Genomic DNA, 19,320 nt, shown 5'->3' on the forward strand with positions numbered 1-19,320 from the left:
ACACGCGATGAAGCTTACATCCAGTCTGAACCGCGATCCAACCTTTGCCGCCAATGTGGAATTCATGTCGGGTCTGGTGGAGGACCTGCGGCAGCACGTCGAAAAAATCTCCAGAGGCGGCGGCGACAAGGCCCGTGAACGGCATCTTTCCCGCGGCAAATTGCTGGCGCGCGACCGGATCGAAGCGCTTCTCGATCCCGGCAGTCCATTCCTCGAATTTTCGCAATTTGCAGCTTACGAGGTCTATGACGAACCCGTTCCCGCCGCTGGCATCGTCACAGGCATCGGCCGCGTCTCGGGCCGCGAATGTGTGATCGTCGCCAATGATGCGACGGTGAAAGGCGGCACCTATTATCCGCTGACGGTGAAGAAACATCTGCGCGCGCAGGAAATCGCCACGGAGAACCGCCTGCCCTGCATCTATCTGGTGGATTCCGGCGGCGCGAACCTGCCCAATCAGGACGAGGTGTTTCCCGACCGCGATCATTTCGGCCGCATCTTCTACAATCAGGCGAATATGTCGGCGGAAGGCATCGCCCAGATTGCCGTGGTGATGGGCAGTTGCACGGCGGGCGGGGCCTATGTGCCCGCGATGAGCGACCAGTCCGTGATCGTCAAAAATCAGGGCACGATCTTCCTCGGCGGCCCGCCGCTGGTGAAGGCCGCGACCGGCGAGGTGGTGAGCGCGGAAGAACTTGGCGGCGCCGATGTGCACTCCCGCCAATCCGGCGTTACCGATCACTACGCCAATAACGACCGCCACGCGCTGGCGCTGACCCGGCGGATCGTTTCCACGCTGAACCGCCGCAAACAGGTGGAACTGGATATTCGCGAGCCGGCGGAGCCGCTTTATCCGGCTGAAGAACTTTATGGCATCGTACCCGCCGATACGCGAAAACCCTTCGAGGTGCGGGAGATCATCGCCCGTCTGGTGGATGGTTCCGAATTCGATGAGTTCAAGGCGCTTTACGGCACGACTTTGGTCTGCGGTTTCGCCCATATCCATGGCTATCCGGTTGGCATCGTCGCCAATAACGGCATATTGTTTTCGGAATCGGCGCTGAAGGGCGCGCATTTCATCGAACTCTGCTGCCAGCGCGGTATTCCCCTCGTTTTCCTGCAGAACATCACCGGCTTCATGGTCGGCAAGGCCTATGAGGCGGGCGGCATCGCCAAGGACGGCGCAAAGCTCGTTACCGCCGTCGCATCGGCTAAAGTGCCGAAATTCACCGTCATCATCGGCGGCTCCTTCGGGGCCGGCAATTACGGCATGTGCGGGCGGGCCTATTCACCGCGCTTTTTGTGGATGTGGCCCAATGCCCGCATTTCCGTGATGGGCGGCGAACAGGCGGCATCCGTCTTGGCGCAAATCCGGCGCGACGGCATCGAGGCCGATGGCCGCCACTGGTCGAAAGAAGGCGAAGAGGCGTTCAAACAGCCGATCCGGGAAAAATACGAGCGGGAGGGACATCCCTATTATGCCAGCGCCAGACTTTGGGACGATGGCATCATAGACCCGAAGGATACACGCCTCGTGCTCGGTCTCGGTCTTTCCGCCGCGCTCAACGCACCGATTGAACCCACCCGTTTCGGCATATTCAGGATGTGAGGCGACCATGTTCTCGAAAATACTGATCGCCAACAGGGGCGAAATCGCCTGCCGCATCATCCGCACCGCCGCCAAGATGGGTATCCGCACCGTCGCTGTCTATTCGGATGCCGACCGTGACGCCATGCATGTGGCGCTTGCCGACGAGGCCATCGCCATTGGCGCAGCACCCGCGCGGGCCTCCTATCTCGACGGCGAAAAAATCATCGCCGCCGCAAAATCCTGCGGCGCGCAAGCCATTCATCCGGGTTACGGTTTCCTTTCGGAAAACGCCGGTTTCGCCGAAGCCTGCGCCGCCGCCGGGCTCGTTTTCATTGGCCCACCGGCAGCGGCAATCCGCGCCATGGGTGGGAAAAGCGAGGCGAAGGCGCTGATGGCAAAAGCCGGCGTTCCCGTCGTTCCCGGCTATCACGGTAAGGATCAGGCGCAGGAACGGTTGGGCAACGAAGTGGAAGCCATAGGTTATCCCGTTCTGCTCAAGGCCTCAGCCGGCGGCGGCGGCAAGGGCATGCGTATCGTCCGGCAAAAGCGCAACTTCGCAGTGGAGCTTGCGGGCGCAAAACGTGAAGCGCTGGCCGCCTTCGGCAACGACCGCATGCTGATCGAAAAATACCTCGAACGGCCACGCCATGTGGAAGTGCAGGTCTTTGCCGATGGCCACGGCAATTGTGTTTCGCTTTTCGAGCGCGATTGCTCGATTCAGCGCCGGCACCAGAAGGTCATAGAGGAAGCCCCTGCCCCCGGCCTGCCCGATGCGCTTCGGCAGCGCATGTATGAAGCGGCGATCGCCGCCGCCCGCGCCATCGATTATCGCGGCGCGGGAACCGTAGAATTTCTGCTCGACCCTTCCGGCGACTTCTATTTCATGGAAATGAATACAAGGCTTCAGGTCGAACATCCGGTGACGGAATATATTACCGGTCTCGATCTGGTCGAATGGCAGATCCGCGTCGCCAACGGAGAGCCCCTGCCGGAAGACTGGACCGGTCTCAGCATAAACGGCCATGCCATCGAGGCGCGAATTTACGCCGAAGACCCGTCGCATGATTTCCTGCCGTCGATCGGCACCATCAGCCATCTCATCTTTCCCGATCAGGGCCCTCATGTCAGGATCGACAGCGGCATACGCGCCGGCGACGCCATCACCGTGCATTACGATCCGATGATCGCCAAGCTGATCGTCTGGGACCGTGATCGCCCATCGGCGGTACGGCGTCTGCGGTTGGCGCTCGAAAATCTGGCGATCTGTGGCGTCACCAGCAATGCCGCCTTTCTGACGCGGCTTGCGGGACTGGCGGCCTTCGCGAACGCCGATCTCGACACCGGTTTCATCGCCCGTAACGAAGCGGCGCTGTTTGCTCCGGCAGCAACGGACGGGAACGAGATAGCCATGGCCGCGCTTGGCCTGCTGCTTGCGCGGCAGAAAAACGGAAAGCCGGGTTCGCAGGTCGATCCCCATAGCCCGTGGAACATGACGGCCGCCTTCCGCCTCAACGCGCCGGCAAGGGAAACGCTGTATTTCGTGTTTGACAACCAGCCGCTTGGCGTCGGCGTCACGCATGAGGCGGACGGTTTTTCGCTGGAGATCGACGGACGGGCGATCCGCGCCCATGGCATCCTCTCGGATGACGGTAAATTCCGTGCGACCGTGGAAGGCAGGAAAAGACAGGGCCATTTCTTTGCGGAGGATGGCCATTACGCGCTGTTTCTGGCTGGCGAACACTATCGTGTCAGCCAGCCGGATCCCGTCGATATCGCGGATTCCGCTCCCCATACCGGCGGTCTGGAAGCACCCATGCCCGGCGTTATCCGCGCCTTGCTGAGCAGCAACGGTGCCGCAGTTGAGGCCGGCGAAGCGCTTGTGGTGATGGAGGCGATGAAAATGGAACACACGATCCGCGCGCCGGCGAAAGGCACCGTCACGGCCATCAATTGCATTGAGGGCGATATGGTCGCCGCCGGTGCGGTGCTGGTGGATTTCGAGTCGGAGGGCGGCTGAGATGAGCTGGCCCCGAAGGGTAAAAATCGTCGAAGTGGGCGCGCGTGACGGCTTGCAGAACGAAAGCGTCGAGGTTCCAGCCGCCATCAAGATCGAGCTGATCGAACGGCTGGCCGCAGCCGGATTGACAGCGGTGGAAGCGGGCGCTTTCGTTTCACCCAAAAAAGTGCCGCAAATGGCGGGTTCGAAAGAGGTGTTCCAGGGTCTCGAACGGCGACCCGGCACCGCCTATCCGGCGCTCGTTCCCAATATGAAAGGTTTCGAGGCCGCCCTTGATGCCGGCGTGACGGAAATCGCCGTTTTCGTCTCCGCATCCGAAGGGTTCAGCCAGCACAATATCGGCTGCTCGCGCGCCGAAAGCCTCGAGCGCCTGCACGATGTCGCATCAGCCGCGGCCGGCCGGAACATCCTCATGCGCGGTTACGTCTCCTGCATAGCCGGCTGCCCCTATGACGGTAAGGTTGCACCCGATGACGTGGCGGCGATGGCCGAAGCGCTCATCGCGCTTGGTTGTTACGAAATTTCGCTCGGCGATACGATCGGCGTCGGCACGGCGGACCAGATTCGTAGTCTCATCAAGCGGGTGTCTGCCCGCATCCCGCGTGAAAAACTCGCCATGCATTTCCACGATACCTATGGGCAGGGCGTCGCCAATGTGCTGGCCTCGCTGGATGAAGGTATCTCGGTCTTCGACAGCTCCGTCGCCGGGCTGGGCGGCTGCCCCTTCGCACCGGGGGCGAGCGGCAATGTCGCCACCGAAGATGTCGTTTACCTGCTGCACGGGCTTGGCATTAAAACTGGTATCGACCTGATGGCGGTGGCGAAAACCGGAGACTGGATCAGCCGGCATCTCGGCAGACCGAATGCGGCCCGCGCCGGCAAGGCGCTGCTTGCAGCAAGACAGGAGGGTGACGCACATGGCGGATGAACTGTTGAGCGAAAAGCGCAAGGACGTTCTGTGGCTGACGCTCAACCGGCCGGACGTCCACAACGCCATGAACGCCGCAATGACCGACGCCTTGACGGATGCGCTCCGCGCGGCCTCCGGCGATGGCAACCTTCGCGCCGTGGTGATAACGGCTGCGGGAGACCGCAGCTTCTGCTCCGGTGCTGACCTAAAGGAAAGTGCGGGCGGCATGTTCCTTTCCAGAGACGGAACGAACCCCATCGCCGATGTGATACGCGCCATCGAAATCTGCGACAAGATCGTGATTGCCCGCATCAATGGTCGGGTTCTGGCCGGTGGGCTCGGGCTCATCGCAGCCTGCGACCTTGCCTATGCCGCCGATCATGCCGAGTTCGGCCTGCCGGAAGTGCGCGTCGGGCTTTTCCCGGCTATGGTGGCGGCGAAACTTCTGGCCAGAATACCGCCGGGAAGGCTTCACGAAATGGCCTATCTCGGCCAGCCGTTCATCGCCGCGGAAGCCGAGCGCATGGGCCTTGTCAACCGCACTGCGCCATCCGCCGCACTCGATGCCGTGATAGAGGAGGTTCTTGCCCGCTTGCGGCAAAACGCGCCGGGCGCAATCGCAGCTGGAAAGGCGGCATTACTAGCGATGCGCGACATGCCGAGCGGTGACCGGCTCACTTTTGCCGAAAGCGTCATCGCCACAATCAGCACCGGTGAAGAAGCGCGCGAAGGAAGGAACGCCTTCGCTGAAAAGCGCCCGCCAATCTGGGTTGCTGGGTCCTGAACCGCCCCTCAAGGTGTTAATCGATATAATGCTCAAAGCCGCGTTGACCCCGTTCGGCAAATCGAGTTCTATCCAGCACCTTTCGCCGGAGGGCGATCGGGGAGCCGGAGGAGAGCCCATGCGCCTTGTAAAAACCGTCGCCGAATTGCGCGGCCTGACCGCCACATTTCGCCGCGATGGAAAGACTGTCGGCTTCGTGCCGACCATGGGCTTTCTCCATATTGGCCATTTGACGCTCGTTGCCAAAGCGAAGGCTGAAAACGACGTGACAGTGGTGTCGATCTTCGTCAATCCGCTTCAGTTCGGGGCCAATGAAGATCTTGCCCGTTACCCCCGCGATCTCGCCCGCGACAGCGCGCTTCTGGAGGAGGCAGGTGTCGACATTCTTTTCGCGCCGGAGGTGACGGAAATGTATCCGCGCCCGATGCAGACCGTCGTGGATGTGCCGGAACTAGGCCGCGAGCTCGAAGGCGCGGTGCGTCCGGGGCATTTCGCAGGTGTTACGACGGTCGTGACCAAGCTTTTTAACCTCGTCCAGCCGGACGCCGCCTATTTCGGCGAGAAGGATTATCAGCAGGTAACGCTGATCCGCCGCATGGTCGAGGACCTTGCCCAGCCGGTCAGGGTCGTTCCCGTCGCCACCGTGCGTGAGCCGGATGGGCTGGCCTGCTCCTCGCGTAACGTCTATCTGAGCCACGCGGAACGCGCCGCCGCGGTGATCGTGCCGCAGGCACTCGATGAGGCGGAACGGCTTTATGGCGAGGGCTTCGACGACCCCGCCGCGTTCGAAGCCGCGATAGAAAAATTCATCGCCGCCGAGCCGCTGGCCTCGCCGGAAGTCGTCGCGGTGCGCGATCCCGATACGCTCGCCCCCGTTGCTTCATTGCAGGCGGGGCCGGTGCTGGTGGCGCTGTTCGTCAGGCTTGGCAGCACGAAGCTCCTCGACAACCGCGTTATCGGGCGCGACAGGATCAATCGACGGGAGGCTGCCGAATGAGCGCTCATGGAAAACACAAGCGGCTGACGACGGCCTCCATCCGGCAGATGAAAGGCGAGGCGCGCATTGTCTGCCTGACCGCCTATACCACGCCGATTGCCCGCCTGCTGGATCCGCATTGCGATCTGCTTCTGGTCGGCGATTCCCTCGGCATGGTGCTTTACGGCATGGACACGACGGTCGGCGTCACGCTGGATATGATGATCGCCCATGGCCGCGCCGTCATGCGCGGCGTCGAACATGCCTGCGTCATCGTCGATCTTCCCTTCGGAACCTATCAGGAATCCAAGGAACAGGCGTTCCGCAATGCCGTGCGGCTGATGCAGGAAACCGGCTGCGACGGCGTGAAGCTGGAAGGCGGCGAGGAAATGGCCGAGACCATCGCCTTTCTGGTGGCGCGCGGCATTCCGGTGTTCGGCCATGTCGGGCTGATGCCGCAGCTCGTGCACACCGCCGGCGGCTTCCGCTCGCTCGGACATTCGGATGCGGAAACGCAAAAAATCTGGCGCGATGCGATTGCGGTGGATCAGGCAGGCGCCTTCGCCATCGTCGTGGAAGGCACCGTCGAGCCGCTCGCCCGCGAACTGACCGAAAAGCTTACCGCACCCACGGTTGGCATCGGCGCATCGCCGGCCTGCGATGGGCAGGTGCTAGTTTCCGACGACATGCTTGGCCTTTTCACCGATTTCAAACCGAAATTCGTTAAGCGTTTCGCCGATCTGGGCCCGGCGGTCTCGGAAGCAGCGGCGGCCTATGCCGATGAAGTTCGCTCGGGAGCGTTTCCCGGGCCGGAGCACACGTTTCAGGTGCGCCGGCAATCGCCTTCGGGGAAGTGACACTATATTTCCGTCATGCCGGACTCGATCCGGCATCCAGCCACGGCGCGTCTGCGCCGTGAAAGACTCTTGCGCGATCAAGGACTTGACCGCACTGGACCCCGGATCAAGTCCGGGGTGACGGGTGTGGGGAACGTCCCCCAAAAAACAACGCCCCTATACAATCCCGCCGCTGCCACCAACCGAAGCCGGGCGCTTCGCCGCGACCTGCTTGCGATAGCCGCTCGCACGATAAGTCGCCACCGGATCGATTGCGCCGCCCGCCAATTGCCGCGCCTGGGCAAGAATCGGTTCCACATCGGTGCGATAGGCCCGCTTCAGCATATCGGAAGCCATCAGCGCATCATTGTCCTGCTGAAAGCCGTCGAGAGCCGCGCGATCCACCAGCAGCGCCTGCGCATAGGCGCGGCGGATTTCGTTGGCGCTGGAGATCAGGCTTTCGATCGGGTCCGTCACATTGTGTGACTGATCGATCATATGGGAGGGATGGAAACCCTTCACGCCGCGATACTCGGCATCCAGCAGCTCGTTGAAGACGAGGAACAGGCGGTAGGGCTCGATCGAGCCGGCATCGAGATCATCGTCGCCATATTTGCTGTCGTTGAAGTGGAAACCGCCAAGCTTGCCGAACTGGATGAGCCGGGCGACGATCATCTCGATATTGGTGTTCGGCGCATGGTGGCCGAGATCGACGAGGCAGAAGGCCTTTTCGCCGAGCGTATTGGCGATGAGATAATTGGTGCCCCAGTCCTGCACGACGGTCGAATAGAAGGCCGGCTCGTACATCTTGTGTTCGGAAAAGATGCGCCAGTCATCCGGCAGCGCCTTGTAGATATCGGCCATGGCGGCAAGATAGCGCTCGAAACTTCTGGTGAAATTGCTCTGGCCGGGGAAGTTCGAACCATCGCCCACCCACACCGTCAGCGCCTTCGAGCCGATGGCATTGCCTATCTCGATACATTCGATGTTGTGCTCTACGGCCTGCCGGCGCGTGGCGGCGTCCGTGTGGCTGAGCGAACCGTATTTGTAGGAATGGCTCTGGCCGGGCGCATCCGAAAACGTGTTGGAATTCATGGCGTCGAAGCCGAGACCCAGCGCATCGGCATGGGCCTTCAATCGCTTCGGGTCTTCCTTGTCCCACGGAATATGCAGGGAAACATTGGGCGTCGCCCGCGTCAGCTGGTTGATGACGGCGCAATCATCCAGCTTGTCGAAAATGCCGCGCGGCTCGCCCGTGCCGGGAAACCGGGCAAAGCGGGTGCCGCCGGTGCCAACGCCCCAGGAGGGCACGGCGACGAAAAATTCCGCGACCTTGACCGTGACGGCCTCGATATCGATATTGCGGCGCGCAAGCTGGTTGCCCAGCGCCTGATAATCGTCCTTCAGCGCCGCGGCGCGTTTGTCGTTTTCCGCCGCGATCACATCGGCGGCGATTTTCGTCTCGGTCATTTTTTCCTCCCGGGCAATGAACACAACAGGTGCTTCGGCCTGCGACGCCACCACCCCGTCATTCCGGCCTTGAGCCGGAATGACGGAGGTGGGACTTTCGCCACTTCTCAAAGCATCGTGTCTTTTTATATGTCGGTATCCACCGACACCCTACCGCGTAAAACTCTGGGCATTACCGGCATCGACATTGATGATATTGCCGGTCGACTTGGCGGAGGCGTCGGACGCCAGGAAGTAGATCGCCTCGGCGATATCTTCCGGGAAGACATTGAGCTTCAGCATCGAGCGCTTGCGGTAATGTTCCTCCAGATCGGTCACTTCGATCTTGGAAGAGGCCGCGCGCTGCTCGCGCCACTCGCCGCTCCAGATTTTCGAACCGCGCAGCACGGCATCGGGATTGACGGTGTTGACGCGAATACCCGCCTCCGCCCCTTCGAGGGCGAGGCAACGGGCCAGATGAATTTCCGCAGCCTTCGCCGTGCAATAGGCAGAGGCATTGGGCGAGGAAGCGAGACCATTTTTCGAGGCGACGAACACCACGTTGCCTCCAAGATTCTGACGCCGCAGCAGCCGGAACGCTTCCCGCGAAACGAGGAAATAGCCGGTGGCGAGAATGTCGATATTCTTGTTCCACATGGCAAGCGTCGTGTCTTCCACCGGCGCGGAGGAAGCGATGCCAGCATTGGAGACGAGAATATCCACGCCGCCGAATTCGACGCTTGCTTCCGCGAAGGCTGCGATGACGGCATCCTCTTTCGTCACGTCAAGCTTAACGGTACGCACCGCGTCCGTGCTGTAGCGCTTGACGAAATCGCCCTTGGCGGCTTCCAGCGCCGCTTCGTCAATATCCGCCAGAACCACGCAGGCGCCCTCGCCCGCCAGCCGTTCCGCCGTCGCCCGGCCGATACCGCCAGCACCGCCGGTGACGAAGGCCACCCGGCCGGCAAGGCTCTTCGGCTTCGGCATGCGCTGAAGTTTTGCCTCTTCCAGCAGCCAATATTCGATATCGAAGGCCTCCTGCTCCGGCAGGCCCTGATATTCGGACACGGTGGAAGCACCACGCATGACGTTGATGGCGTTGACGTAAAATTCGCCGGCGATGCGGGCAGTGGCCTTGTCCTTGGCGAAGGACAACATGCCAACGCCGGGGATCAGGAAAATCACCGGATTCGGATCGCGCATCTTCGGCGAATTGTCGTGGCGGCAGGCCTCGTAGTAGCGGGTATAATCGGCGCGGTAAGCTTCAAGCGCCTTGTCGAGACCGGCCGTCAACGCATCCACATCGGGATTGGCCGTATCGAGATCGAGGATCAGCGGGCGGATTTTCGTGCGCAGGAAGTGATCCGGGCAGGATGTGCCGAGCGCGCCGAGCGGCTTCAGGTCTTTCGAGTTGACGAATTCCAGAACCGCATCCTGATCGTCGAAATGGCCGAGCTTACGCTCCTCACGGCCGATGCGGCCACGGATTTCCGGCATCAACCGGGCGGCGATGGCGCGGCGTTCAGCAACGGGCAGGCTCTTCGCCACCGCGCCGCCAAAAATCGTCTTGCCTTCGGTCTTGGCCGCAAACCATTCGATGGCCTTGTTGATGATGGCGAGCGTCAGCTCGTAACACGCCTTGGCGTCATTATCCCATGTGAAGAGACCATGGCTTTCCAGCACGACGCCCTTGGCCTTCGGGTTGGCCTTGACGAAAGCTTCGAGATCGAGACCGAGTTGGAAACCGGGGCGACGCCAGGGCAGCCAGCCGATATCATCGCCGAAAATCTGCTGCGTCAGCTCTTTCGAATTCTTCGAGGCGGCAATGGCGATGATCGCGTCCGGATGCATATGGTCGACATGATCGTAAGGCACGAAACCGTGCAGCGGCGTATCGATGGAAGCCGCGCGCGGATTGAGGTTGAAGGTGCAATGCGGCAGGAAGCCGACCATGCGGTCTTCATCCGCAACGCCCTTGTAAATGCCCTTCAGCGCTTCCAGCTTGTCGAGATAAAGCGTCGCAAAACCATCGAGCTTGATGGTGCCGACGTCACCGCCGGAGCCTTTTACCCACATGACGCGGACCTTCTCGTCCGTCAGGGGATCGGTCTCAAGCACTTTTGCCGATGTGTTGCCGCCACCATAATTGGTGATGCGCTTGTCTGCACCGAGCAGATTGGAGCGATAAAGCAGCTTGCCCGGCTCATCGAGCGTTTTGGCATAGGCATCGTCCCAACGGCTTTCGAGAAGGCGGGATTTTCCCGTCATGTCTTCCTCCCAATATCTGTCTGCATTCGCGGAGCCGATACCGGCCCGCCTCCTTTGATGGCAGATATCGCGCATCCAAAAGCATAATGTCAATCAAAAACGATCATAAATTTTCATGTTGCAACGCGATATTGATTAATTTGATCGTTCTTGATTGACAACGTAAAGAGATTGCGAATAATCACAATCAGGAGGACCCCATGCACGAACGCGAACGCCATCGCATCATCTTGAGTGCCACGCAGGAAAAAGCTGTCGTGACGGTGCAGGATATTGCCGAACTGACGGATGCGTCGGAAGCGACGATCCGCCGGGATATCGCGTCTCTGCATGTTCAGGGCAAGTTGCGCCGCGTGCGCGGCGGGGCGGAAGCGGTGCATCCGCCGCAGCTCGGCAATCTCGCCGCCCGGCCGTTCCGCGTGTCCGAATCGGTCAATATCGACAAGAAACGCGCAATTGCGCGCAAAGCGGTCGATCTCTGCAACGATGGCGACGCAATCATCCTGAATGGCGGCACGACGACATTCCAGATGGTGCACTACATGGCGGCGCGCCGCCTGCAGGTCATGACCAATTCTTTCGCCATCGCCGAGCATCTGGTCAAGCATTCCAAATGCAATGTCAGCGTGCCGGGCGGCGCGATCTATCGCGACCAGAGCCTTATCCTGTCGCCTTTCGAGAACGATGCGATCCGCAATTTTTATGCGCGGCGTATTTTTCTCGGTGCGCAGGGCGTGGGCGCGCTCGGCATCATGGAATCCGACGCGCTGGTTATTCAGAGCGAACAGAAGCTGATGCGGCAGGCGGAAGAGCTGATCGTGATGGTCGATTCTTCGAAATTCAGAAAGCGATCCAGCCTCATTTTATGCCCGCTCGAAAATGTCTCGACCATCATCACCGATGACGGGATTTCCGATGAGGCGGCGAGGATGGTGGAAGACGCCGGCGTGGAATTGCTGGTCGTCGGCGCGGTGAGGGATGGCAAGACAGCCGCCCCACCGGATGAAGAGGATTCTTCTTCGGTCGCCTGAGGAGCACCGGAGGAAGGAAAAAGGTTCAAAACGGGAGGAAAAGGGACATGAAACTTACACGCAGAACATTGACGAGCGCTCTCGCGCTTGGCGCGGCGCTCTCCGTCGCAGGGCTGGGCGGCGTTGCCCAGGCCGCCGATGTGAAGATCGCACTGGTGGTTAAATCGCTCGGCAACGGCTTTTTCGAAGCCGCGAACAAGGGCGCGCAGGAGGCAGCAAAGGATCTCGGCGGCGTCGAGATCATCTATACCGGTCCGACCAGCACCACGGCGGAAGGCCAGATCGAAGTCATCAATTCGCTGATCGCGCAGGGCGTCGATGCCATCGCCATCTCCGCCAATGACCCCGACGCCGTGGTTCCGGCGCTGAAAAAAGCGGCCCAACGCGGCATCAAGGTCATCTCCTGGGATTCCGGTGTTGCGCCGGAAGGCCGCATTCTCCAGCTCAACCCTTCGTCCAACGCGCTGATCGGCAAGATGTGCCTGCAGCTCGCCGCATCGCATCTGGAAGGCGGCAAGGGCGATTTCGCCATTCTTTCGGCCACCACCACCTCCACGAACCAGAATATCTGGATCGACGAGATGAAAAAGCAGCTGAAGGATTTCCCCGGCCTCAACCTCGTCACCACGGTTTACGGCGACGACTTGGCCGACAAGAGCTACCGCGAAGCGCAGGGCCTGCTCTCCTCGCAGCCGAATGTGAAGGTCATCGTTGCACCGACAACGGTTGGCGTTCTCGCCGCCTCGCAGGCCGTAAAGGATGCGGGCAAGATCGGTCAGGTCTATGTGACCGGCCTTGGCCTGCCGTCCGAAATGGCCGGCGCGATTAAGTCGGGCGCCACCAAGGAATTCGCCATCTGGAACCCGATCGACCTCGGTTACTCCGCCACCCAGATCGCCTATCGCCTGGTGAAGGGCGAAACCGATGGCAAGCCGGGCTCGGAAATCGAAGCCGGCCGCATGGGCAAGATCAAGGTTGGCGAAAACAGCGAAGCGGCGATGGCCGATCCGTTTGTTTATGATGCGAAGAATATCGATCAGTTTTCGAAGATTTTTTGATCTGAGTAGTTCCTGACGGCGGGTGGAGGGTTACCCCCCTCTGCCCTGCCGGGCATCTCCCCCTCAAGGGGGGAGATCAGCCAGACGATAACACTCGCTCACTCTCAACTTTAGTGATGGCCTCAACGGTGCCGCATATCGATCTCCCCCCTTGAGGGGGAGATGCCCGGCAGGGCAGAGGGGGGTGCCCTTCACCGCTTCAATCAAACTGACCGGTAAGACGGATGATGCGTATCGAAACGAAAATTTTAGATGTCGTCGAGGCTTCAAATTCAACGCCCATTCTCGAAATGCGCGGCATCAGCCAGATATTTCCCGGCGTCAAAGCGCTGGATGGCGTCGATATCGCGCTTTATCCCGGCAAGGTCACCGCGCTGATCGGTGAAAACGGCGCGGGAAAATCCACGCTCGTCAAAATCCTCACCGGCATCTATCGCCCGAACGAAGGCGAAATCCTTCTCGATGGTCAGCCTGTCCATTTTCACAGCGCACAGGACGCCATCGATGCCGGCGTCACCGCCATTCATCAGGAAACCGTGCTGTTCGACGAGCTTTCCGTCGGTGAAAACATCTTCCTCGGCCATGCGCCGAAGGGTCGTTTCGGCCTGATCGACTGGAAGACCATCAACACGCGCGCCAGAACCCTGCTGGAACAGCTCGAAAGCACCATCGATCCGACGATCCGGCTGAAGGACCTGTCCATCGCCCAGCGCCATCTCGTCGCCATCGCCCGGGCGCTTTCGGTCGAGGCGCGCATCGTCATCATGGACGAGCCGACGGCCGCCCTTTCCCGCAAGGAAATCGACGATCTCTTTCACATCGTCGAAAACCTGAAGCGGCAGGGCAAGGCGATCCTCTTCATCAGCCACAAGTTCGACGAGGTCTATGAGATCGCCGAGAACTACGCCGTGTTCCGCGACGGCAGGATGGTTGGAGCGGGCAATCTCGCCGCCACGCCGCAGGACGAGATTGTGCGGCTGATGGTCGGCCGTGACGTGACGAACGCCTTTCCCAAGCAGGCCGTGACCCTTGGCCCGACGGTTCTTTCGGTGCGCGATTATTCGCATCAGACGGAATTCCGCGATATTTCGCTCGAACTGCGCAAGGGCGAGATTCTCGGCCTTTACGGGCTGATCGGCGCCGGCCGCTCCGAACTCTGCCAGTCGCTGTTCGGCATTACCCGGCCGGCTTCAGGGCAGGTATCGCTGGAAGGCCAGCCGCTCACCATCCGCTCGCCGGAAGACGCGATCCGCGCCGGCATCGTTTATGTGCCGGAAGAGCGCGGCCGCCACGGGCTGGCGCTGGATATGCCGATCTACCAGAACATGTCGCTGCCATCGCTCACGCGCACCTCGCGCAAGGGGTTTCTCGCCGCCGCCAATGAATTCGCGCTGGCGCGCAAATATGCCTCGCGGCTCGATCTGCGCGCGGCCGCCCTTTCGGTGCCGGTTGGCACGCTTTCCGGCGGCAACCAGCAGAAGGTGGTGATCGGCAAGTGGCTCGCCACCCAGCCCAAGGTCATCATTCTCGATGAACCGACCAAGGGCATCGATATCGGCTCCAAGGCCGCCGTGCACGGTTTCATCAGCGAGCTTGCCGCCGAGGGGCTTTCCATCATCATGATTTCATCTGAACTTCCCGAAATCCTCGGCATGTCCGACCGCGCCATCGTGATGCGCGAAGGCCTGATGGCGGGCCAGTTCGAACGCACCGATTTTTCTCCGGAAAAGCTGGTGCGCGCCGCCACCGGCAATGCCTGAGAGGGGCAACCATATGCAACGTCTACTTAAAAATCGCGAATGGCTGCTGGCGGGCATCATCCTCATCATGATCGCCGGTTTCGCGCTGCGCGCGCCCGGTTTCAGCCGGCCCGGCAATCTCGTCAATATCTTCAACGATACCTCCATCCTCATCATTCTGGCGCTTGGTCAGATGGCGGTCATTCTCACCAAGTCCATCGATCTTTCCGTTGCCGCCAATCTCGCCTTCACCGGCATGGCGGTGGCGATGACCAATGCCGCCTTCCCGGGAATTCCCCTGCCGCTTCTCATCGTCATGGCGGTCGGCATCGGCGCATTTCTCGGCTCGCTCAACGGCGTGCTGGTCTGGTGGCTCGGCATTCCGCCCATCGTCGTCACGCTTGGCACGCTCACCATCTATCGTGGTATGGCTTTTGTGCTGTCCGGCGGCGGCTGGGTGAATGCGCACCAGCTTTCCCCCACCTTCCTCAACGTGCCGCGCACCATGATCCTCGGTATGCCCGTACTTTCATGGGTGGCGGTCCTCATCATCGCCGGCGCTTGGCTGGTGCTTAGCCGCACCTCCTTCGGCCGTTCGGCCTATGCGTCGGGCGGTAATCCGAGTGCGGCCGTCTATGCGGGCATCGATGTCGGCCGTACGCGCTTCTTCGCCTTCGTACTCTCGGGCGCACTCGCCGGTCTCGCCAGCTATCTCTGGGTATCGCGTTATGCGGTTGCCTATGTCGACATCGCCGCCGGTTTCGAACTGGACAGCGTGGCGGCGAATGTGATCGGCGGCATCTCGATTGCCGGCGGCATCGGCTCGGTGGCGGGTGCGGTGCTCGGCGCGCTGTTCCTCGGCGTCATCAAGAACGCCCTGCCCGTCATCGGCATTTCGCCCTTTGCACAGATGGCGATTTCCGGCGTGGTGATCGTGCTCGCCGTCGTCTTCAACGCCCGCGCCGAAGCCAGAAAAGGCCGTATCATCCTGCGTGACCGCGCAGCAAGCGATCAGGCCAGGGAGGCCGCAGCATGAGCACGCCATCTCAACCGGCACAGAGCCCACGTATGATTCCAGACAAGCTCGGCACGCCGTTACGCCGCATCATGGCCAGCTGGGAGGTGCTGCTGCTTGGCGTTGCGATCCTGATCTTCATCGCCAATTCGCTGGCCTCGCCCTATTTCCTCAATGCGTGGAACCTGTCGGATGCGACCTTCAATTTCACGGAAAAGGCGATCATCGCCTTCGCCATGGCGCTGCTGATCATCGCCGGTGAAATTGATCTTTCCGTCGCCGCCATCATCGCGCTCGCCTCCACCGCCATGGGTGCGGCAGTGCAGATGGGGGTCGGCACGCCCGGCCTCGTCGCCATCGGCATCGGCACCGGGCTTTTGTGCGGGGCCTTCAACGGTTTTCTGGTCGCAGGGCTGAAGCTGCCGTCCATCGTCGTCACCATCGGCACGATGAGCCTGTTTCGCGGCATTTCCTACATGGTGCTGGGCGATCAGGCCTATGGCAAATATCCCGCCGATTTTGCCTATTTCGGTCAGGGTTACGTTTTCTGGGTGATTTCTTTCGAATTCGTGCTGTTCATCGCCATGGCCATTCTCTTCGCCATTCTGCTGCACGCCACCAATTTCGGCCGGCAGGTCTATGTGATCGGCAACAACCCCTTCGCCGCCCGTTTCTCCGGCATTCCGGTCGAGCGGGTGAAGTTCATCCTGTTCCTGCTCACCGGCCTGATGAGCGGCATCGCCGCCGTCTGCCTCACTTCGCGGTTGGGCTCCACACGCCCGTCCATTGCTCAAGGATGGGAGCTTGAGGTGGTGACCATGGTGGTGCTCGGCGGTGTCTCCATTCTTGGCGGCTCCGGCACCATCGCAGGCGTGGTCATCGCCGCTTTCGTCATGGGCCTCGTCACCTTCGGGCTCGGTCTTCTGAATGTGCCTGGTATCGTCATGTCGATCTTCGTTGGTCTTCTGCTCATCGTCACCATAGCCATCCCCATCGTTGTCCGTCGCCTTCGGGCTCTCAGAAACTGAACAATGAGAGGTTGAGCCATGCCGGAATTTGAAAAACACGCCTTCAAGATGAAACTCTTTGCCGGAAAAGAGGCCGAATATAAAAAGCGCCATGACGAGATATGGCCGGAACTGGTGGCGCTGCTGCACGAGGCGGGTGTGAGCGATTACTCCATTCATCTCGACCCGGAAACCAACATCCTGTTCGGGCTGCTGACGCGCCCGAAGAACCACGGCATGGCGGCACTGCCCGACCATCCAGTGATGAAGAAGTGGTGGGCGCATATGGCTGATATCATGGAGAGCAATCCCGATCATTCGCCAGTCGCAAAAGATCTGGTGACGGTGTTCCATCTGCCATGAGCGAGAGCATCAAACCGGGCCGCGTCGCGGTCATCGATATCGGCAAGACCAATGCCAAGGTCGTCGTCATCGACACCGGCAGCGGCGAAGAGATTGCCGGCGAGAAACAGGCGAACCCCGTCCTTCGCGATGGAATTTATCCGCATTACGATGTGGAGATGCTTTGGCGCTTCATTCTCTCCGCGCTTCAGCGGTTCGGCCAGAAGCCCGGTTTCGATGCGATTTCCATCACCACCCATGGCGCTTCGGCAGCACTTCTCGATGGCAACGGCGATCTCGCCATGCCGGTGCTCGATTATGAACACGGCTATCCCGCAGAAATTGAGGCAGCCTATCGCGGCATCAGGCCCGATTTTGCCGAGACCGGCTCACCGCAGCTTCCCGTCGGGCTGAACCTTGGCGCGCAAATCCATTTCCAGAAAGCGGCCTTTCCGGACGATTTCTCCAGAGTGCGCAGCATCGTCACCTATGCGCAATATTGGGCGGGACGGCTGACGGGCATTCAGGCCACGGAAACGACCTCACTCGGCTGCCATACCGATCTATGGAACCCGCGGCGGAAAAGTTTCTCCTCGCTCGTCGCGCGTCTCGGCATCGAGCAGTTGATGGCGCCGGTTCGCTCCGCTTTCGATGTGCTGGGAACAATCCGCCCGTCGCTGGCCGTCGAAACTGGACTGTCTCCCGATATGCCGGTCTATTGTGGCATCCACGATTCCAACGCGTCGCTCCTGCCGCATCTTCTGCGCCGGGACGGAGATTTTTCGGTCGTCTCCACCGGCACCTGGGTGGTGAATTTCGCCATCGGCGGCGCGGCGGGCGCACTCGACCCCACCCGTGACACACTCCTGAATGTCGATGCTTTCGGCCGTCCCGTTCCCTCCTCCCGCTTCATGGGCGGCAGGGAATATGAAATGCTGGCGCAGCAATTCGGGGCGGCGGAAAATGAAGCGATAGACGCGGCCCTCGGCAGCGTGGTTGCTAGGGGCATGATGCTGTTGCCGAGCGTCGTCAGCGGCTCCGGCCCATTTCCGGACAAGGCGGCGCGCTGGATTGGCGATGAAAATGCAACGGCGGCGGAACGGCACGCAGCAGCGTCGCTTTATCTTGCCCTAATGACGGAATGCAGCCTCTCGCTCATCGGGCGGAAAGGTCCTATCCTTGTGGAAGGCCCCTTCGCCAGCAACACCCTTTATCTGAAAGCGCTGGCCGGCTTTGCAGAGACCGAAGTAACGGCGGTCGAAGGGTCCACGGGCACCAGCGCCGGTGCGGCCCTGCTCACCGGCATCAAACCGCTTGCCGGTCGCGAGCGCCATTTCACGCCGCACGACATTCCCGGTCTCGCTTCTTACCGCAATGCCTGGCGAGGCCACATGGCCTGATGCGAAACGCAAAATGCGGCCGAATGGTCGGCCGCATTTTGCTTTTGCGGAAGGATCAGCCCTTGATGAAAGCCAGAAGATCGGCGTTCAGCACATCGGCATTGACGGTGAGCATACCGTGCGAGAAGCCGGGATAGGTCTTCAGCGTGCCGTTTTTCAACAGCTTCACCGATTTCAGCGCGGAGTCGGCAATCGGCACGATCTGGTCGTCTTCGCCATGCAGCACCAGCGTCGGAACGCTGATATTCTTCAGGTCTTCGGTCTGGTCGGTTTCCGAGAAGGCTTTGATGCCGTCATAATGGGCCTTTGCGCCGCCCATCATGCCCTGACGCCACCAGTTCTGGATAACGCCTTCATGAACGGTCGCGCCATCGCGGTTGAAGCCATAGAAGGGACCGGCGGGCACATCGCGGAAGAACTGCGCGCGGTTTGCGGCGAGCGACGAGCGGAAGCCGTCAAAAACCTCCATCGGCAGACCTTCCGGATTGGCCTCGGTCTTGAGCATCAGCGGCGGCACGGCGGAAACGAGAACCGCCTTGGCGACACGGCCGGCGGGTTCGCCATGTTTTGCGACATAACGGGCGACTTCGCCGCCACCGGTGGAATGGCCGATATGGACGGCGTTCTTTAGATCAAGGGCCTCAACAACGGCAAAGGCGTCGGCGGCGTAGTGATCCATGTCGTGACCGTCGGCGACCTGGGCGGAACGGCCATGGCCACGGCGGTCATGGGCAACGACGCGAAAACCCTTGGAAACGAAGAACAGCATCTGCGCATCCCAGTCATCGGACGAGAGCGGCCAGCCATGGTGGAACATGATCGGCTGGGCATCCTTCGGGCCCCAGTCCTTGTAGAAGATTTCGGTTCCGTCTGTCGTCTTAACAAAGCCCATGATCG

Annotated in this window: 16 protein-coding genes; 13 read left to right on the top strand and 3 right to left on the bottom strand. The window is 60.8% G+C overall.

What is annotated here, in order from left to right:
* Nucleotides 1-7 precede the first annotated feature (7 nt).
* From L901_RS03490 to panB, 6 genes are all read left to right on the top strand, one after another.
* Nucleotides 8-1,609, top strand: a complete 1,602-nt coding sequence (locus L901_RS03490; protein WP_059753526.1) for a carboxyl transferase domain-containing protein — start codon at nucleotides 8-10, stop codon at nucleotides 1,607-1,609.
* A 7-nt stretch (nucleotides 1,610-1,616) separates the two neighbouring features.
* Nucleotides 1,617-3,608 (top strand): acetyl/propionyl/methylcrotonyl-CoA carboxylase subunit alpha, encoded by a 1,992-nt coding sequence (locus L901_RS03495; protein WP_059753529.1) that lies wholly within the window; start codon nucleotides 1,617-1,619, stop codon nucleotides 3,606-3,608.
* Nucleotide 3,609: 1 nt separating this feature from the next.
* Nucleotides 3,610-4,536 (top strand): hydroxymethylglutaryl-CoA lyase, encoded by a 927-nt coding sequence (locus L901_RS03500; RefSeq protein ID WP_059753532.1) that lies wholly within the window; start codon nucleotides 3,610-3,612, stop codon nucleotides 4,534-4,536.
* Nucleotides 4,526-5,302: an enoyl-CoA hydratase-related protein gene (locus tag L901_RS03505; protein ID WP_059753535.1), complete on the top strand. Its 777-nt coding sequence runs from the start codon at nucleotides 4,526-4,528 to the stop codon at nucleotides 5,300-5,302. The genes L901_RS03500 and L901_RS03505 overlap by 11 nt, the downstream gene beginning before the upstream one ends.
* A 118-nt stretch (nucleotides 5,303-5,420) precedes the next feature.
* Entirely contained in the window at nucleotides 5,421-6,299 is an 879-nt protein-coding gene (panC, locus tag L901_RS03510; RefSeq protein WP_059753537.1) for a pantoate--beta-alanine ligase, read from the top strand.
* Nucleotides 6,296-7,135, top strand: coding sequence for a 3-methyl-2-oxobutanoate hydroxymethyltransferase (gene panB / locus L901_RS03515; protein WP_059753539.1), 840 nt, complete (start codon nucleotides 6,296-6,298; stop codon nucleotides 7,133-7,135). The genes panC and panB overlap by 4 nt, the downstream gene beginning before the upstream one ends.
* Before the next feature lie 156 nt (nucleotides 7,136-7,291).
* Here the strand turns inward: panB and rhaI are convergent, their stop codons facing one another.
* A complete protein-coding gene (gene rhaI, locus L901_RS03520) occupies nucleotides 7,292-8,584 on the bottom strand; it encodes an L-rhamnose catabolism isomerase (RefSeq protein ID WP_059753541.1) in 1,293 nt (430 codons plus the stop codon).
* 150 nt (nucleotides 8,585-8,734) lie between these two features.
* Nucleotides 8,735-10,831: a bifunctional rhamnulose-1-phosphate aldolase/short-chain dehydrogenase gene (locus L901_RS03525; RefSeq protein WP_059753543.1), complete on the bottom strand. Its 2,097-nt coding sequence runs from the start codon at nucleotides 10,829-10,831 to the stop codon at nucleotides 8,735-8,737.
* 200 nt (nucleotides 10,832-11,031) lie between these two features.
* On the opposite strand from L901_RS03525, the gene L901_RS03530 reads away from it, so the two are divergent.
* From L901_RS03530 to L901_RS03560, 7 genes are all read left to right on the top strand, one after another.
* Entirely contained in the window at nucleotides 11,032-11,862 is an 831-nt protein-coding gene (locus L901_RS03530) for a DeoR/GlpR family DNA-binding transcription regulator (protein WP_003522575.1), read from the top strand.
* A gap of 47 nt (nucleotides 11,863-11,909) precedes the next feature.
* Nucleotides 11,910-12,920: a rhamnose ABC transporter substrate-binding protein gene (gene rhaS / locus L901_RS03535; RefSeq protein WP_059753546.1), complete on the top strand. Its 1,011-nt coding sequence runs from the start codon at nucleotides 11,910-11,912 to the stop codon at nucleotides 12,918-12,920.
* Between the two features lie 224 nt (nucleotides 12,921-13,144).
* Nucleotides 13,145-14,680: a sugar ABC transporter ATP-binding protein gene (locus tag L901_RS03540; RefSeq protein ID WP_059753549.1), complete on the top strand. Its 1,536-nt coding sequence runs from the start codon at nucleotides 13,145-13,147 to the stop codon at nucleotides 14,678-14,680.
* A 13-nt stretch (nucleotides 14,681-14,693) separates the two neighbouring features.
* Nucleotides 14,694-15,695 (top strand): ABC transporter permease, encoded by a 1,002-nt coding sequence (locus L901_RS03545; protein WP_059753699.1) that lies wholly within the window; start codon nucleotides 14,694-14,696, stop codon nucleotides 15,693-15,695.
* A complete protein-coding gene (locus L901_RS03550) occupies nucleotides 15,692-16,702 on the top strand; it encodes an ABC transporter permease (RefSeq protein ID WP_059753551.1) in 1,011 nt (336 codons plus the stop codon). The genes L901_RS03545 and L901_RS03550 overlap by 4 nt, the downstream gene beginning before the upstream one ends.
* Before the next feature lie 18 nt (nucleotides 16,703-16,720).
* On the top strand, nucleotides 16,721-17,044 hold the full coding sequence (rhaM, locus tag L901_RS03555; RefSeq protein WP_059753553.1) for an L-rhamnose mutarotase: 324 nt from the start codon (nucleotides 16,721-16,723) through the stop codon (nucleotides 17,042-17,044).
* The gene (locus L901_RS03560; protein ID WP_059753555.1) at nucleotides 17,041-18,423 is read left to right on the top strand and encodes an FGGY-family carbohydrate kinase; all 1,383 of its coding nucleotides are present in this window, start codon (nucleotides 17,041-17,043) and stop codon (nucleotides 18,421-18,423) included. Before rhaM ends, L901_RS03560 begins: the two co-directional genes overlap by 4 nt.
* A gap of 55 nt (nucleotides 18,424-18,478) precedes the next feature.
* Here L901_RS03560 and L901_RS03565 read toward each other — a convergent pair whose 3' ends face one another.
* Nucleotides 18,479-19,315 carry an alpha/beta fold hydrolase gene (locus tag L901_RS03565; protein WP_003522568.1) on the bottom strand — a complete coding sequence of 279 codons (837 nt, stop codon included), beginning with the start codon at nucleotides 19,313-19,315 and terminating at the stop codon, nucleotides 18,479-18,481.
* Nucleotides 19,316-19,320: the final 5 nt, after the last annotated feature.

Origin of the sequence: Agrobacterium sp. D14, from assembly GCF_001526505.1 — a bacterium.
Taxonomy (GTDB): domain Bacteria; phylum Pseudomonadota; class Alphaproteobacteria; order Rhizobiales; family Rhizobiaceae; genus Agrobacterium; species Agrobacterium leguminum.